Here is a 14398-nt window from a genome sequence, read left to right on the forward strand (position 1 = left end):
GCGCCGTGCACGCCGCTCCCTAGGATGGTCGTGCCGGCGGGGGTCCGGCAGGAGCCGGAGCAGACATGTCGGAGCAGGCGACCGAGTTCGATCAGGTCTTCCGCGGGTACGACCGTACGCAGGTGGACGAGTCGCTCGCGCAGCTGCGCGCGGCGCTCGAGGAGGCGCGCAGCGCCCGCGCTACCTCCGACCTCGACGCCGAGGCGCGCATCCAGCACCTCACCGAGGACCTCGACGCGGCCGTGGCGCGCGCCGACCAGGCCGAGGCGCGCATGCTGCGCCTCGCGCAGCAGGTGCAGACGCTCGACGGCGACGGCGACGGCGACGGCGAGGGGGTCGAGGGGACCGACGGGGCCGACGAGGGCGAGGGCCGGCAGACGCGCGTGCGCTTCGCCGAGATCCTGCGCGTCGCCGAGGACCAGGCGTCGACGCTCGTCTCGAACGCCTCGACCACCTCGCAGCGCATCCTCGACGACGCGAACGCCGAGCGCGACCGCATCCGGAAGGACGCGAAGGACGAGGCCGCGCGCGTGCTGCAGGAGGCGCAGCACGAGGCCGAGCTCATCCGCCGCCGCTCCGAGACGGAGCAGACGGCGCACCGCGCGCGCATCGAGACGGAGCTCGGCTCGCTGGGCGAGAAGGTGTCGCAGGCGGACCGCGAGGCGCAGGTGCTGCTCGGCGAGGCCGAGCGCGCCGCCGCGGCGCTGCGCGCGCAGGCGACCCGCGAGACCGACGACCTCAAGCTCGACGCCGACCGCGTCGTCCGCGAGGCGAAGGCGCGTCGGGTCGAGCTCGACGCGGCGCTCACCCGCCGGCAGGACGACGCCCAGCAGGAGTTCCTGCGGCTCCACAACCAGGCGGTCGCGCACGCGGAGCGCGTGACGGCCGACGCCAACGAGAAGGTCGCCTCGGCGCTCGCGCACGCCGCGCACGTCGCCGACCAGTCGGAGGCCTACGAGCAGCTCTCGAAGGCGCAGGCCGCGCAGGTCGAGGCGAGCGCCAAGGCGCGCGCGGCGGCGATGCTCGAGGAGGCCCGCGGCCGGGCGCAGGCGATCGTCGACGCCGTGACGGGCCACACGAAGGACGTGCTGCGCGACGCGGAGGACCGCGCCCGCAGCCTGCGCTGGCAGCAGCAGCAGCTCACGGGCTTCATGGCCGAGGTGCAGTCCCTCATGCGCATCGCGGACGCGGCCGACCCGCGCACGTGGTCGGCGGCCGGGCAGGAGGCCGACGGGCGCACCGCGAGCGGCTCGGCGGCCGCGGGCGCCGCCGCCGCGGGCACGGTCGCGGTCGCGGCGGAGGACCGCGAGGTCGTCCAGGACGGCTTCACGGCGCCGGCCCCCGAGCAGGACGACCTCGAGGCCCTCGCGCTGCAGGTCGACGAGGCCGTCGAGGGCGAGCCGCTCGACGACGGGGCGGCTACGCGCCAGCAGTCGGTCGACGTCGTGTGGCACGAGGAGACCGAGGAGTACGACCCGTCGATCGACCGCTGAGGTCGACCGCCGGGGCGGCGGTCCTCGCGCGGCGCGCCGGTGCCTTGACCGGGCATCCCGGCGCCCTGTAGTCTCGACCCTTGGTGCGCGCTGCCTGCGCGCCCGCGAATGCGCCCTCCACCGGACCGTTCCAGCACCTCGTGCGGGAACACCATGGAGCGGGATTCACGACCATCCATTCGACAGTGAGGCACACATGACTCGCACCTACTCGCCCAAGGCGAGCGACGTCCAGCACGACTGGGTCGTCATCGACGCCACCGACGTGGTCCTCGGCCGCCTGGCCAGCCACGTCGCCGCCATCCTCCGCGGCAAGCACAAGCCGACGTTCGCCCCCCACATGGACATGGGCGACTTCGTCATCATCGTGAACGCCGACAAGGTCGCGCTCACGGGCCAGAAGCTCGCCAAGAAGGTCGCCTACCGCCACTCGGGCTACCCGGGCGGCCTCAAGGCCACCGGCTACGCCGAGATGCTCGACCGCTACCCGGTCCGCACCGTGGAGAAGGCGATCCGCGGCATGCTGCCGAAGAACTCGCTCGGCCGCGCCCAGATCAAGAAGCTCAAGGTCTACGCGGGCCCCGAGCACCCCCACGCGGCGCAGCAGCCGACCCCCTACACGTTCGACCAGGTCGCCCAGTAGGGCGCGAGGAGACCACAGACATGGCGAAGATCGCAGACTCCATCGAGGCTCCCGAGAGCTTCTCGACCGAGACGCCCGCCGCCGAGGCTCCCAAGGCCCCGCGCGTCGTCAACATCCCCGGCGCCGCCGTGGGCCGTCGCAAGCAGGCCATCGCCCGCGTGCGCCTCGTCCCCGGCTCCGGCTCGTTCACGGTGAACGGCCGCACGCTCGAGGACTACTTCCCGAACAAGCTGCACCAGCAGCTCATCAACGACCCCTTCACGCTCCTCGAGCTGAACGGCTCCTACGACGTGATCGCCCGTATCTCGGGCGGCGGCCCCTCGGGCCAGGCCGGCGCGCTCCGCCTCGGCATCGCCCGTGCGCTCAACGAGATCGACGCCGAGAACAACCGGCCCGAGCTCAAGAAGGCCGGCTTCCTCTCGCGCGACGCCCGCGTCATCGAGCGCAAGAAGGCCGGTCTCAAGAAGGCTCGCAAGGCGCCGCAGTACTCGAAGCGCTGATCGTGTCGCGCCTCTTCGGCACGGATGGAGTGCGTGGCCTCGCAGGCCACGACATCACGGCGGAATCGGCGCTGGCGCTCGCACAGGGCGCCGCACTCGTGCTCGGGCGACCAGCCCGGCAGGAGTCGCGGCGCCCTGTCGCCGTCGTGGCGCGGGATCCGCGGATCTCGGGCGAGTTCATCGTCGCGTCGGTCGCCGCGGGCCTCGCGTCGAGCGGCGTGGACGTGCTCGACGCGGGCGTCATCCCGACGCCCGCGGCCGCCTACCTCGTGGCGTCGATCGACGCCGACTTCGGCGTCATGGTGTCGGCGTCCCACAACCCGGCCCCCGACAACGGGATCAAGTTCTTCGCCCGCGGCGGCCGCAAGCTGCCCGACGCGGTCGAGGACGAGATCGAGGCCGCGCTCGTCGCGCCTCCGCTTCGCCCCATCGGTGCCGAGGTCGGCACGATCGCGCGCTTCGCCGACGCCGAGGACCGCTACCTGCTGCACCTGCTCGGCACGCTCGACGTGAGCCTCGAGGGCCTGCACGTCGTGCTCGACTGCGCGCACGGCGCAGCCGCCGGCGTCAGTCCGCGCGCGTTCGCGGACGCCGGCGCCCGGGTGACGGTCATGGGCAACGACCCGGACGGCATGAACATCAACCGCGAGGTCGGCTCGACCCACCTCGAGCAGGTGCGCGAGCTCGTCGTCGCCTCCGGCGCCGACCTCGGCATCGCCCACGACGGCGACGCGGACCGCTGCCTCGCGATCGACGCGGCGGGGAACGTGGTCGACGGCGACCAGATCATGGCGATCCTCGCGGTCGCCGCGAAGCGCCGCGGCCTGCTCACCGACGACACGCTCGTCGCGACGGTCATGTCGAACCTCGGCCTCAAGGTCGCGATGGACGAGCACGGCATCCAGCTCGTGCAGACGGCCGTCGGCGACCGCTACGTGCTCGAGGCGCTCGGCGAGTACGGGCTGGCGCTCGGCGGCGAGCAGTCGGGCCACATCATCTTCAGCCAGCACGCCACGACGGGCGACGGTGTGCTCACGGGCCTCCAGCTCGCCGCGGAGATGGTGCGCTCCGGGCGCACCATCGCCGAGCTGGCGAGCGTCATGCAGGTCTTCCCGCAGGTGCTCGTGAACGTCTCGGGCGTCGACCGGCTGGGCCTGCGCGGCAACCAGCCGATCGCCGATGCGGTCGCGCGCGCCGAGGCCGAGCTCGGCTCGAACGGCCGCGTGCTGCTGCGCCCCTCCGGCACCGAGAAGATGGTGCGCGTCATGGTCGAGGCGCACGAGCACCACGTCGCGCAGTCGATCGCCGACGAGCTCGCCGAGCTCGTGCGCGCCGAGCTCGGCGTCAGCGCCTAGCCGATCACGACGAAGGCCCGGCCCACGAGGGGGCCGGGCCTTCGTCCTGCGACGGAGGCGCCGCGGCGCGTCACTCGAGCGGGATGGCCCGGGTCGGCTCCGCGGTGCCCCGCGCGTACTCGCGCCGGCGGGCGGCGCGCGCGATGAGGAACAGGATCGTGCCCACGACGATGTAGCCGCCGGCGATGAGCCACGTCTGCAGGCTCTGCTGCGTGAGCAGGGCCACGGAGGCGATGAGCGCGAGCACCGAGACGATGCGCGGCGCCGTGAAGTGCTTGTGCGCGACCTGGTCCTTCTTCAGCACGAGCACCGACACGTTCGCCGAGATGAACACGAGCACGAGCAGCAGCACCGTCGTGTCGGCGAGGGTGCCGACGTCGCCGATGAACGACATCGCCATCGTCACGATGCCCACGACGAGGATCGCGACCCACGGCGTGCGGCGCTTCGAGAGCACGGCGCCGAAGGCGCGGGGCAGCAGCTTCGCCTCGGCGAGCCCGTAGGTGGCGCGCGACGCCATCACCATGAACAGCAGCGCGCCGTTGCCGATCGCGACGAGCGCGATGATGGCGAACAGCCACGACGGGAACGCGAGGCCGGAGGCCTGGATCACCTCGAGCAGCGGGCCCTCCGAGGTGGCCAGCTGCTCGGTCGGCACGACGATCGCGGCGCCGATCGCGATGAGCAGGTAGACGACCGCCGCGGTGATGATGGCGCCGAAGAGCGCGCGCGGGTAGGAGCGGCTCGGGTTCTTGACCTCCTCGGCCATGTTCGCCGCGGCCTCGAAGCCGAGGAACGAGAAGAAGGCCGTGATGGTCGCCGCGAACGCGCCGGTGAGCGGGGGCACGCCCTCGGCGAAGGTCGTGAGCCGCTCGGGCTCGCCGCCGCCCCCGCCGATGACGATGGCCGCGACGGCGATGATGATGATGAGGCCGGTCATCTCGATGAGCGTCGCGCCGACGTTGGCGATGAGCGACTCCCGCACGCCGCGCAGGTTCACGACGATGAGCAGGGCGATGAACACGAGCGTCACCGGGATCGGCGAGATGTCGGGCAGCAGCGCCTGGAAGTAGTCGCCCGCGAAGGCGTTCGCGAGCGCGGCCGACGTCGTGATGCCCGAGGACAGCATGAGGAAGCCGATGAGGAACGTCACGTACGGCGTCTTGAAGGCGCGCTCCGCGAACCGGGCGGCGCCGCCCGCGTGCGGGTACTTGGTGATGAGCTCGGCGTAGGTGCCGGCCGTGAGGAGGGCGAGCACGAGGGCGAGGATGAGCGGCAGCCAGATCGCGCCGCCGACGTCGCCCGCCATGGTGCCGACCAGCGTGTAGATGCCGGCGCCGAGGGTGTCTCCCACGATGAAGAAGAAGAGGAGGAGCGTGGTGATCCCGCGCTTGAGCTTCGTGCTGCTTGGCGCTTCGGCCATCGTCGTCTCGGACATGAGCGACCACACTGCCACGGATCGCCTGGCAGGTCGATCCCACGGATCGATCGCGCGGCGCGCCGGGGCCCGGGCGCGCCGCCTCAGGCCGCGCTGGCGCGAGCCCGGAACGCCGCTACGTTCGTGCGCGACTGGCACGTCGTGGAGCAGAAGCGGCGGGACCGGTTGCGGGACCGGTCGAAGAACATGCTCGCGCAGCGGTCGTCGCCGCAGCGCTTGCAGCGGTCGGTGTCGTCGGCGCGCACCAGGTCGGTGAAGGCCATCGCCGCGTCGACCGCGATCGCGTCCGCGACGGGGGCGCCGGCCTGCAGCCCGTGCAGGTGCCAGTCGAGCCCGTCGTGCCGCACGAGGTGGGGGCGCGCGTCGGCCTCGCGGAAGACGCGGTTGACCATCCCGGCGACGGCGTCGCGCGGGGCGTCCCACATCGCCTCGATCGTCGGCACGTGCGCCCAGGTCGCCGCGGCATCCGAGCGGGAGGCGCCGCTCGCGCCCGGGAACGCCCACTCGGCGCAGAGCCGCCGCAGGCTCGCGGCGCTGTCGAGCTCGCCCTCGCGCCGCCCGTTGCACAGGGCCGCGACGAACTCCATGGTGCGCACGACCTCATGCGGATAGTGGAGCGTCACGCGCACGTCCTCCCGACTAGGATCGCGACTGTCAGGCCCGACGGCCGTGACATCGTGCCGCGGTCGCCAGAGCACGATCGTAGCCCTCTCGACCCCGCGGGTGAGCCATGCAGCATCGTCGTTCCGCCGGCCTCGCCCTCGCGCTCGGCAGCGCCGCCTCCTTCGGCGTCTCCGGGATCGTCGCGGCATCGATGCTCGAGGCCGGCTGGTCGTCCGGAGCGGTGACGCTCGTGCGCATCGGCGGCGGCGCTGTCGCGCTCGCCGCGCCCACCCTCTGGCTGCTGCGCGGTCGCTGGGGCGCGGTGCTCCGGTCGTGGAAGGAGGTGCTCGTGCTCGGCCTCATGGCGGTCGCGCTCTGCCAGCTCGCCTTCTTCAGCGCGGTCGCCTACATCTCGCCCGCGCTCGCCCTGCTCATCGAGTTCCTCGGCCCTGTGCTGCTCGTCGGCTTCGGCTGGGCGACCACGCGGCGCGTGCCGCCGGGCCTCACGCTCGTCGGCGCCGCGGTCGCGGTGGTGGGCCTCGCCCTCGTCTCGGGCATCGGCGGCGACGCGCTCCACCCGCTCGGCGTGCTGCTGGCGCTCGGGGCGGCCGTCGGCAACGCCGCCTACTGGACGGCGGCGTCCTCGACGACCACCGAGCTGCCGCCCGTGGCGCTCGCGGGCCTGGGGCTCGCCGTCGGCGCCCTCGCGCTCGGCGTCGCCGCCGCGATGGGCGTGCTGCCGATCGCGCTGAACGGCGCGCCGGTCGTGCTCGCGGGCGCGACCGTGCCCGTGTGGGTCGCGGTCGTGATCCTCGTGCTCGTCGCCACCGCGGCCGCGTACGTGCTCGGCATCCTCGGCGCGCGCCGCCTCGGCCAGACGCTCGCGAGCTTCGTCGGCTACGCCGAGCCCATGTTCGGCATCCTCTGGACGGCGCTGCTGCTCGCGCTGCTGCCGACGCCGGTGCAGGCGCTCGGCGCCGCGGCGATCATCGGCGGCGTCGTGCTCGTGAAGCTCGGCCAGGCGAGGGTGCCGAAGCACGCGGTCCACGCGACGCCGGTGCACCCGGTGGCCGAGCAGGTGCCGGGCGCCGCGCCCGGCGACTGAGCCGGCTCAGACCTTCCGCAGCAGCACCGAGCGGATCGTGTGGTCCTCGGCCTTCCGCAGCACGAGGTCGGCGCGCGATCGCGTCGGCACGATGTGCTCGACGAGGTTCGGGCCGTTGATGGAGTCCCACACCTCCTGCGCGTACGCCCGCGCCTGCGAGTCGGTGAGGTCGGCGAAGCGGTGGAAGTAGGACAGCGGGTCCTGGAAGGCGCCGGCCTTCAGCGCGAAGAAGCGCTCGACGTACCACTCGCGGATGGCGCTCGTGCGGGCGTCGACGTAGATCGAGAAGTCGAAGAGGTCCGAGACCGCCAGGTGCGCGCTCGAGGGCGGCGGCTGCAGCACGTTGAGGCCCTCGACGATGAGGATGTCGGGCCGCCGCACGACGATCTCGTCGTCGGGGAGGATGTCGTAGGTGAGGTGCGAGTAGACGGGGGCGCGCACCTCCGCCTCGCCCGACTTCACGCGCGAGACGAAGCCGAGCAGCGCGCGCCGGTCGTACGACTCTGGGAAGCCCTTGCGGCCCATGAGGCCGCGCTCCTCGAGCACGCGGTTCGGGTGCAGGAAGCCGTCGGTGGTGATGAGGTCGACCTTGGGGGAGCCCTCCCAGCGGCGCAGCAGCTCCTGCAGCAGGCGCGCGGTGGTCGACTTGCCCACCGCCACCGAGCCGGCGACGCCGATCACGAACGGCGTCGGCTCGGCCTTCGCGCCGAGGAACGCGGTCGTCTCGCGGTGCAGCCGCGCCGCCGACTCCTGGTAGAGGCTCACGAGGCGCGAGAGCGGCAGGTAGACCTCAGCCACCTCGCGCAGCTCGAGCCGGTCGCCGAGGCCTCGCAGCCGCCGGACCTCCGCCTCGGTGAGCGGGTTCGGGGTGCGCGGGGCGAGCCGGGCCCAGTCGGCGCGCTCGATCTCGACGAACGGCGAGAGGATGGGGTGCGACATCGAACGCGAGCCTAGCGCCGCTAGGATCGGGCCCATGTGCGGAATCGTCGGGTACACGGGTGAGCGGAACACGGTCGAGGTCCTCCTCGAGGGCCTGAGCAGGCTCGAGTACCGGGGGTACGACAGCGCCGGCATCGCCGTCGTCGCCGACGACGCGGTCGCGTCGCGCAAGCGCGGCGGCAAGCTGAAGGTGCTGCGCGAGAGCCTCGAGAGCGCGCCGCTGCCGGAGGGCTCGATCGGCATCGGGCACACCCGCTGGGCGACCCACGGCGGCCCCACCGACCAGAACGCGCACCCGCACCTCGGCGACGAGGGCCGGCTCGCGCTCATCCACAACGGCATCATCGAGAACTTCGCGGCGCTGCGCGCCGAGCTCGAGGCCGCGGGCGAGGCATTCGAGAGCGAGACCGACACCGAGGCGGCGGCGAAGCTGCTCGGCCGCGCGTTCCGCGAGACGGGCGACCTCACGAGCGCCATGCTCCAGGTCGTCGGCCGCCTCGAGGGCCAGTTCACGCTGCTCGCGGTGCACCAGGAGCAGCCGGGCGTCGTCGTCGGCGCCGCCCACAACTCGCCGCTGCTCGTCGGCTTCGGCGAGGGCGAGCAGTTCCTCGGCTCCGACGTCAGCGCCTTCGTGAAGTACACGGCGAGCGCCGCAGCGCTCGACAACGACCAGGTCGCCACCATCACGCCCGAGGGCGCGAGCGTCGTCGACTTCTCGGGCGCCCCCGTGGAGCCCAAGCGCTTCGAGGTCGACTGGGACGCCTCGGCCGCCGACAAGGGCGGCTGGACGTCGTTCATGGCCAAGGAGGTCTCGGAGGGCCCCGAGGCCGTCGCGAACACGCTTCGCGGCCGCCTCGTCGACGACTCGGTCGCGCTCGAGCTGGGCGCGCTCGACGACGCGGTGCTCCGCGACCTCGACCGCATCGTCATCGTCGCGTGCGGCACGGCGGCCTACTCCGGCCTCGTGGGCAAGTACGCCATCGAGACGTGGGCGCGCATCCCGGTCGAGGTCGACCTCGCGCACGAGTTCCGCTACCGCGACCCCGTGCTCACGCCCCGCACGCTCGTCATCTCGATCTCGCAGTCGGGCGAGACGATGGACACGAAGATGGCCGTGCAGCACGCCCGCGCGCAGGGCGCCCGGACGCTCTCGATCTGCAACACGCAGGGCTCGACCATCCCGCGCGAGTCGGACGCCGTGCTCTACACGCACGCCGGCCCCGAGGTCGCGGTCGCGTCGACGAAGGCGTTCCTCGCGCAGGTGATCGGCCAGCTGCTCTTCGGCCTGCACCTCGCGAAGGTGCGCGGCACGATCGACGACGCGGCGATCGCCGAGGTCGTCGGCGAGCTGCGGGAGCTGCCGGACGAGCTGCGCCAGGTGCTCGCCGAGCAGGACCCCATCAAGGAGCTCGCGCACTGGATGAGCGACACCCGCTCGGTGCTCTTCCTCGGCCGCAACGTGGGCTACCCCGTGGCGCTCGAGGGCGCGCTGAAGCTCAAGGAGATCAGCTACATCCACGCCGAGGGCTTCGCCGGCGGCGAGCTGAAGCACGGCCCGATCGCGCTCATCGAGCCCGGCCAGGTCGTGTTCGTCGTGGTGCCGAGCCCGCGCCACGAGCCGCTGCTGCACTCCAAGATCGTCTCGAACATCCAGGAGATCCGCGCCCGCGGCGCCCGGGTCATCGTCGTCGCCGAGGCGGGCGACGCGGCGGTGCTGCCGTACGCCGACATCGTGCTGCGCGTGCCGCTCACGCTGCCCATGCTCGAGCCGGTGCTGCAGGTCGTGCCGCTGCACATCTTCGCCCTCGAGCTCGCCACCGCGAAGGGCCTCGACGTGGACCAGCCGCGCAACCTGGCGAAGTCCGTCACGGTCGAGTGAGCGCCCGGCGCGAGGCATGACGGAGCGCCGACGATGATGGAGCACCGGATGGCGGAGGCCCGCGGATGATCGTGGGTCTCGGCGTCGACGTCGTCGACCTCGCGCGCTTCGAGCGGGCGGTGTCGCGCACGCCGCGCCTCAAGGAGCGGCTGTTCGCGCCCGACGAGCTCGTCGTCGACGGCCGCGAGCGGCCGCTGCGCTCGCTCGCCGCCCGCTTCGCCGCGAAGGAGGCCGCGCGGAAGGCGCTCGGCGCGACCGCGGGGATGCGCTGGGTCGACCTCGCGGTCGTCACGGGCCCGGAGGGCGAGCCGATCCTCGACCTGCGCGGCACGGCGGCCGAGCGCGCCAGGGCGATCGGCGCGGCGCGCGTGCACGTCTCCATGAGCCACGACGCGGGCGTGGCGACCGCGACGGTCATCGCGGAGTCGTGATGCGCGTCGAGGTGGACCCGGCCGCGATCGCGGCGAACGTCGCGCTGCTGCGCGAGCGCGTCGGCGTGCCGGTCTGCGGCGTCGTGAAGGCCGACGGCTACGGGCACGGCGCGGTGCTCGCCGCGCGGGCGATGCTCGAGGGCGGCGCGACGATGCTCGGCGTCGTCGACCTCGCGGAGGCCGTGGCGCTCCGCGACGCCGGCATCGACGCCCCCGTGCTCGCGTGGCTGCACGCGCCGGGCGTCGACCTGCGCGTCGCCGCCGACCGCGACGTCGAGGTCGCGGTGAGCTCGATGGCGCAGCTCGAGGCCGCCGCTGCGGCCGGCGCGGCCATCCACCTCAAGCTCGACACCGGGCTCGGCCGCAACGGCGTCGCCCGCGGCGACCGCGCCGAGGTGCTCGCGCGCGCCGCGGCGCTCGCGGCCGGCGGCGCGCGCATCCGCGGCATCATGTCGCACCTCGCAGGCACGAGCCGCGAGGCCGACCGCGCGCAGGTCGCCGACCTCCTCGCCGCCGTCGGGCTCGCCGGCCTCGGGCCGGTCGTGCGGCACATCGCGAACTCCGCCGGCGCCATCGCGCTGCCGGAGGCGCGGCTCGACATGGTGCGCATCGGCATGGCCGCGTACGGCGTCGATCCCGAGGGGCCGAGCGGCGGCTGCGGCGCCGCCGAGCTGGGCCTGCGCCCGGCGATGCGCGTCGTCGTCGACCTCGCCGGCGGCCGGGCCGACGCGGGCCTCGACGCCGGGCTGCTCCCGGCGATCGGCGCCCCGCTGCTCGTCGGCTCGCGGCGCGCGCGCGTGCTCGCGGTCGACCCGTGCGGCCTCCAGGTGCAGCCGCTCGACCGCTCCGCGCTGCCGCTCGACGGCGAGGCGGTGCTGTGGGGCGACCCGGCCCGCGGCGAGCCGAGCGTCGACGACTGGGCCGAGGCGGCCGGCACGATCGGCTACGAGGTCGTGACGCGCATGGGCGCCGCGGCGCGCGGCGCCGACGTCGTCCGCCCCGCCGAGGGCCTCGCACCCCGACGGGCGCTCGAGCTCGGGCTCGACGGCGAGCCGCGCCGGCTGCTCGGCGAGCTCGTGGGCGTCAAGCGCGTCGAGGGCGGCCTCGGCGTCTCCTACGGCGGCACGTACGTCACCGCCGCCCCCACGACGCTCGCGCTCGTCGGCCTCGGCTACGCCGACGGCGTCACCCGCAGCGCCACCGGCCGACCGGTCGCGCTCGACGGCGCCGCCCGCCCCGTCCGCGGCCGCATCGCGATGGACCAGCTGGTGCTCGACCTGGGCGGCGCGGACGCCGCGGTCGGCGACCCGGTGGCGATCGAGCACGCCTCGGCGCCCGAGCTCACGGGCATGATCGGGCCGCGCGTCGCCGTCGAGCTCGCGGGCACCGTGCACGACGCCGACGCGATGGAGGCGCTCGGCGAGCGGATCGGCGCGGCGCTCGTCGCCGGCGACGCCGTGCTGCTCGTCGGCCCGCTCGGCGCGGGCAAGACCACCCTCACGCGCGGCATCGGCCGAGCGCTCGGCGCGCGGGGCACCGTGCAGAGCCCGACCTTCGTCATCGCGCGCACGCACCGCACGGAGGCCGGACCCGACCTCCAGCACGTCGACGCGTACCGGCTCGGCGACGAGGCCGAGCTCGACGACCTCGACCTCGACCTCGAGGGCGCCATCACCGTCGCCGAGTGGGGCGCTCCGCTCGAGCACGCGCTCGAGAGCCGGCTGCTCGTCGAGATCGCCCGCGGCTCGGGCCCCGACGCGGACGACGAGGAGGACTCGCCGCGCGAGGTGCGCATCAGCGGGCGCGGGCCCGCGTGGGACGGGGCGCGCATGCGCGCGCTCGCTCGAGGAGGAGCATCGTGATCCTGGCCGTCGACACCTCGCTGGGCACCTCGGTCGCCGTGCTCGACGGCGACGAGGTGGTGTTCGCCGAGCGCGCGGACGACGCCCGGCGCCACGCCGAGCACCTGGGCGGCATGCTCGAGCGCGCGCTCGAGGGCCGCCGCGACCGCATCGAGCTCGTTGTCGCCGGCATGGGGCCGGGCGCGTTCACCGGGCTCCGCGTCGGCATCGCGGCGGCCCGCGCCGTCGCCCTGGGCCTCGGCGTGCCGTGCGAGGGCGTCGCGAGCCACGCGGGCGTGACCCAGGGCGACGCGCAGGTCACCACCGACGTCCGCCGCCGCGAGCGCGCCTGGAGCCTCGTCGAGGCCGGGCTCGTCGTCGACGGGCCGCACCTCGCCCCCGCCGACGCCGTGCCGGATCCCGGGCGCCCGGGCCTCGCGCGCATCGACGCCGACGCGATCGACGCCGCGCTCCTCGCCCGCGCCGCCGCGCGCGGCGCCGCCCGCATCGAGCAGGCGCTCTACCTGCGCGAGGCCGACGCGGTCGCCTCCGCCGGCCCCAAGCGCGTCAGCCAGCCGACGGCGGGGCGATCGTGATCCTCCGCACCGCCGACCCGGCCGACCTCGATGACATCATGCGGATCGAGCAGGCGTCGTTCGGCCCGAGCGCGTGGGACCGCTCCACGATGGCGCAGGAGCTCGCGAGCGAGTGGGGACGCTACGTCGTGGCCCTCGACGAGCACGGCAGGATCCTCGGCTACGCGGGCCTGCGCGCCGTCGGCGTCGAGGGCGACGTGCAGACGATCGCGGTCTCGGAGGAGGCGCGCGGCCGCGGCGCGGGCCGCGCCCTGCTCGAGGAGCTGCTCGCCGAGGGAGGCCGGCGCGGCGTGCGCGAGCTCTTCCTCGACGTGCGGGCCGACAACGACGTGGCCCGGCGCCTCTACGCATCCGTCGGCTTCCGCGAGATCGGGATGCGGCCGCGGTACTACCAGCCGGAGGACGTGGACGCCGTGGTGATGAAGCGGGAGGCGCGATGAGCGCGGAGCAGCGGGCGCCGGTGGTGCTCGGCATCGAGACGAGCTGCGACGAGACGGGCGTGGGCATCGTGCGCGGCACCGAGCTGCTCGCGAACCGGATCGCGTCGTCGATGGACCTCCACGCCCGCTTCGGCGGCGTCGTGCCCGAGATCGCTGCCCGTGCGCACCTCGAGGCGATGGAGCCCACCATCCGCGCCGCGCTCGACGACGCCGGGCTCGACCTCGACGAGGTCGACGCGATCGCGGTCACCGCGGGGCCGGGCCTCGCGGGCGCGCTCATGGTCGGCATCGGCGCCGCGAAGGGCCTCGCGACCGCGCGGGACCTGCCGCTGTACGGCGTCAACCACCTGGTCGGGCACGTCGCCGCCGACGTCCTGTCGGGCGAGCCGCTCGAGCTGCCGACCATCGCGCTGCTCGTCTCGGGCGGCCACACCTCGCTGCTGCTCGTGCGCGACCTCGCGGGCGACGTCGAGCTCCTCGGCGAGACCATCGACGACGCGGCGGGCGAGGCCTTCGACAAGACCGCGCGGCTGCTCGGGCTCAGCTACCCGGGCGGGCCGTCGATCGACGCCGCCGCGGTCGGCGGCAACTCCGCGGCCGTGCGGCTGCCGCGCGGGCTGACGGCGCCGAAGGACCGCGAGCGGCACCGCTTCGACTTCTCGTTCTCGGGCCTCAAGACCGCGGTGGCGCGGCACGTCGAGCGCGCCGAGGCCGCGGGGGAGCCGCTCGCGACCGCCGACGTCGCGGCGAGCTTCCGCGAGGCGGTCGTCGACGTGCTCGTCGCCAAGGCGCTCGACGCGTGCGCCGAGCACGGCATCCCGCGCCTGCTGCTCGGGGGCGGCGTCGTCGCCAACCGGCGCCTCCGCGAGGTCGCGGTCGACCGCTGCGCCGCCGCCGGCGTCGCGCTGCGCATCCCGCCGCTCGACCTCTGCACCGACAACGGCGCGATGATCGCCGCGGTCGGCGCGATGCTCGTCGCGCGCGGCGACGGCCCGAGCCCGCTCGGGTTCGCGGCCGAGTCGACGCTCGACGCGAGCGTCGTGCAGGTCGTCGACGCCTGAGCGCCACGGCGCGGCCGACGCTGGCGCGACGCACAGGCGTCCGTGGGAGGCTGGAGCGGCAGGCCGGGCGGACG

14 protein-coding genes are annotated in these 14398 nt (G+C 74.4%); 11 read left to right on the forward strand and 3 right to left on the reverse strand.

Annotated elements, in window-relative coordinates:
• The first annotated feature begins 65 nt into the window (after window positions 1-65).
• From IEW90_RS02735 to glmM, 4 genes are all read left to right on the forward strand, one after another.
• Window positions 66-1493 carry a DivIVA domain-containing protein gene (locus tag IEW90_RS02735; protein ID WP_188715797.1) on the forward strand — a complete coding sequence of 476 codons (1428 nt, stop codon included), beginning with the start codon at window positions 66-68 and terminating at the stop codon, window positions 1491-1493.
• Window positions 1494-1689: 196 nt separating this feature from the next.
• The gene (gene rplM / locus IEW90_RS02740) at window positions 1690-2136 is read left to right on the forward strand and encodes a 50S ribosomal protein L13 (RefSeq protein WP_188715799.1); all 447 of its coding nucleotides are present in this window, start codon (window positions 1690-1692) and stop codon (window positions 2134-2136) included.
• A 20-nt stretch (window positions 2137-2156) separates the two neighbouring features.
• A complete protein-coding gene (gene rpsI / locus IEW90_RS02745) occupies window positions 2157-2636 on the forward strand; it encodes a 30S ribosomal protein S9 (RefSeq protein ID WP_188715801.1) in 480 nt (159 codons plus the stop codon).
• Between the two features lie 2 nt (window positions 2637-2638).
• Window positions 2639-3991, forward strand: coding sequence for a phosphoglucosamine mutase (gene glmM, locus IEW90_RS02750; RefSeq protein WP_188715803.1), 1353 nt, complete (start codon window positions 2639-2641; stop codon window positions 3989-3991).
• 70 nt (window positions 3992-4061) lie between these two features.
• Here glmM and IEW90_RS02755 read toward each other — a convergent pair whose 3' ends face one another.
• Together IEW90_RS02755 and IEW90_RS02760 are read right to left on the reverse strand one after the other, a co-directional pair.
• On the reverse strand, window positions 4062-5429 hold the full coding sequence (locus IEW90_RS02755) for an APC family permease (protein WP_188715805.1): 1368 nt from the start codon (window positions 5427-5429) through the stop codon (window positions 4062-4064).
• 83 nt (window positions 5430-5512) lie between these two features.
• Window positions 5513-6052, reverse strand: coding sequence for a CGNR zinc finger domain-containing protein (locus tag IEW90_RS02760; RefSeq protein ID WP_188715807.1), 540 nt, complete (start codon window positions 6050-6052; stop codon window positions 5513-5515).
• 107 nt (window positions 6053-6159) lie between these two features.
• Here IEW90_RS02760 and IEW90_RS02765 point away from each other — a divergent pair, with 107 nt between their 5' ends.
• Entirely contained in the window at window positions 6160-7137 is a 978-nt protein-coding gene (locus tag IEW90_RS02765; RefSeq protein WP_188715810.1) for an EamA family transporter, read from the forward strand.
• A 6-nt stretch (window positions 7138-7143) separates the two neighbouring features.
• Here the strand turns inward: IEW90_RS02765 and coaA are convergent, their stop codons facing one another.
• Window positions 7144-8076 carry a type I pantothenate kinase gene (gene coaA / locus IEW90_RS02770; RefSeq protein WP_229679460.1) on the reverse strand — a complete coding sequence of 311 codons (933 nt, stop codon included), beginning with the start codon at window positions 8074-8076 and terminating at the stop codon, window positions 7144-7146.
• 34 nt (window positions 8077-8110) lie between these two features.
• On the opposite strand from coaA, the gene glmS reads away from it, so the two are divergent.
• From glmS to tsaD, 6 genes are all read left to right on the forward strand, one after another.
• Window positions 8111-9955, forward strand: coding sequence for a glutamine--fructose-6-phosphate transaminase (isomerizing) (gene glmS, locus IEW90_RS02775; protein WP_188715814.1), 1845 nt, complete (start codon window positions 8111-8113; stop codon window positions 9953-9955).
• Window positions 9956-10020: 65 nt separating this feature from the next.
• Window positions 10021-10386 (forward strand): holo-ACP synthase, encoded by a 366-nt coding sequence (locus tag IEW90_RS02780; RefSeq protein ID WP_188715816.1) that lies wholly within the window; start codon window positions 10021-10023, stop codon window positions 10384-10386.
• On the forward strand, window positions 10386-12248 hold the full coding sequence (tsaE, locus tag IEW90_RS13780; RefSeq protein WP_229679461.1) for a tRNA (adenosine(37)-N6)-threonylcarbamoyltransferase complex ATPase subunit type 1 TsaE: 1863 nt from the start codon (window positions 10386-10388) through the stop codon (window positions 12246-12248). The genes IEW90_RS02780 and tsaE overlap by 1 nt, the downstream gene beginning before the upstream one ends.
• A complete protein-coding gene (gene tsaB, locus IEW90_RS02800; RefSeq protein WP_188715819.1) occupies window positions 12245-12823 on the forward strand; it encodes a tRNA (adenosine(37)-N6)-threonylcarbamoyltransferase complex dimerization subunit type 1 TsaB in 579 nt (192 codons plus the stop codon). The genes tsaE and tsaB overlap by 4 nt, the downstream gene beginning before the upstream one ends.
• A complete protein-coding gene (rimI, locus tag IEW90_RS02805; protein ID WP_188715821.1) occupies window positions 12820-13263 on the forward strand; it encodes a ribosomal protein S18-alanine N-acetyltransferase in 444 nt (147 codons plus the stop codon). The genes tsaB and rimI overlap by 4 nt, the downstream gene beginning before the upstream one ends.
• A complete protein-coding gene (tsaD, locus tag IEW90_RS02810) occupies window positions 13260-14324 on the forward strand; it encodes a tRNA (adenosine(37)-N6)-threonylcarbamoyltransferase complex transferase subunit TsaD (protein ID WP_188715824.1) in 1065 nt (354 codons plus the stop codon). Before rimI ends, tsaD begins: the two co-directional genes overlap by 4 nt.
• The last annotated feature ends 74 nt before the right edge of the window (window positions 14325-14398 follow it).

This window comes from Agrococcus terreus (assembly GCF_014645235.1).
Classification (GTDB): Bacteria; Actinomycetota; Actinomycetes; order Actinomycetales; family Microbacteriaceae; genus Agrococcus; species Agrococcus terreus.